The sequence below is a fragment of the Actinoplanes sp. NPDC089786 genome (genome assembly GCF_040684855.1).
Classification (GTDB): domain Bacteria; phylum Actinomycetota; class Actinomycetes; order Mycobacteriales; family Micromonosporaceae; genus Actinoplanes.
Window position 1 is genome coordinate 1 of the sequence record NZ_JBFBGU010000078.1, and the last position, 1324, is coordinate 1324.

Annotated in this window: 3 protein-coding genes; all 3 read right to left on the bottom strand. The window is 39.9% G+C overall.

Annotation, left to right across the window (positions count from 1 at the left end):
* Positions 1–137: 137 nt before the first annotated feature.
* Complete coding sequence (locus AB0O15_RS47970; protein ID WP_269889312.1) at positions 138–308, bottom strand: DUF1655 domain-containing protein; 171 nt, start codon at positions 306–308, stop codon at positions 138–140.
* 71 nt (positions 309–379) lie between these two features.
* Positions 380–1066: a Rha family transcriptional regulator gene (locus tag AB0O15_RS47975; protein ID WP_179107678.1), complete on the bottom strand. Its 687-nt coding sequence runs from the start codon at positions 1064–1066 to the stop codon at positions 380–382.
* Positions 1067–1135: 69 nt separating this feature from the next.
* On the bottom strand, positions 1136–1324 hold a 189-nt coding region (locus tag AB0O15_RS47980), incomplete at its 5' end, for an NAD(P)-dependent oxidoreductase (RefSeq protein WP_364334943.1).

Here is a 1324-nt window from a genome sequence, read left to right on the forward strand (position 1 = left end):
CCGAGGCGGCCCGGATCGCCGCGCTCATGATGCGGGCCGCGGCCGGACGGGGAGGTACAGAGAGAATTAAAAAATGTTTATTTTCAAAAGTTCGTGCTTTCTCTAAATCTTCTATTTTGAAAGTAGATGATTGCATTTTAAGCCTCCAATTCCACTTGATAGCCATTCCCCATAAAAGTAAAGGTAGCTACGCTTTTACCATCAAAAAGTTTGTCAGTGACATCATCCACTTCAATGTGGTGTCTCGATTTTGCTAAGCACTGTGTGAATAATAGCTTCGCTTCATCAATGGTTATAAATTCTGTCATTTGTGTTTCTCCTCAAATATGTTATAATTTGAGTAAAGCAAAACTCATGAAGAGCTTGCCTTACTTATAGTTTAAAAGTCTCTACTTTGGTCGGTGTGGACTTTTTTTGTTGTCATTGTTGCTTTAATAGCAACTTTGAGTGGTTCGTAATCGGAACCAGCTTCAATCATGGCTATTGCGATACTTTCAAGCATTTTGTAACGTTCCATTTCCACCGAATCAAGGAGGTCTAGGAGCGTTTTTTCTTTTCGCCAGTCAGTATCTCTAGCTTGAATTTGCTTCTTTGTCAGTCCTGTTACTGTTGTAGCAAGCAAACTTCTAATAATCGTATGCCATGTATTACCATGTCGTGAGTAATGATTCCACTCAGAAATAGCTTGATGAAGAGTAATTCCTTTCGGCTTTTCAACTGCTCTTGCAATTTTTCTTGCATAGAGTTCCTTCTCCATTTCATCAAATCGTTTTACAAGAGCGATTTTAAAATTTCTAACTACTTCTGTATTATCCAGATAAGTAATCATCAACATGGCTTGATTTCTATTAAGTTGATAGATTTTTACTTTTTGACCTCGACTATCTGGCAAGGTCGATATTTCAAATATCAACTTACCGAATTGCTCAAAATCTTTTTTATGTTTATTGATGAGTAAACGTAACGATGTCCTTTCGATTCCTGCATATTCAGCAATAACGATATGGTTAGTCACAACTTCCGCTTTACTCATGTCAGGACTGGTTAAAAATGCTAAGTCTTTCATTATTAAATTTCTTTCTAGCGTTTAATACGCAATATCGTATCTCAACGACTGACTTCATTGTTCTCAATTTCAACGTACTGGGCGGTGCGTTTTTTTAATAGTCCTTAGCGAGCCACTCGGTAATGCGTTCGTATGTACTCTGACGTACTTTCTCATTACGTGTTGGGTCAGCGCTTTTTCATCGACGATCGGCCCGCGGGCGGTGTTGATGAGGTGGGCGGTCCGCTTCATCCGGGCGAGGGCCGAGGCGTCGATCAG

Excerpts from the sequence above, each read along its gene's own strand:
- AB0O15_RS47970 (WP_269889312.1), bottom strand. The coding sequence starts at position 308 with ATGACAGAATTTATAACCATTGATGAAGCGAAGCTATTATTCACACAG.
- AB0O15_RS47975 (WP_179107678.1), bottom strand. The coding sequence starts at position 1,066 with ATGAAAGACTTAGCATTTTTAACCAGTCCTGACATGAGTAAAGCGGAA.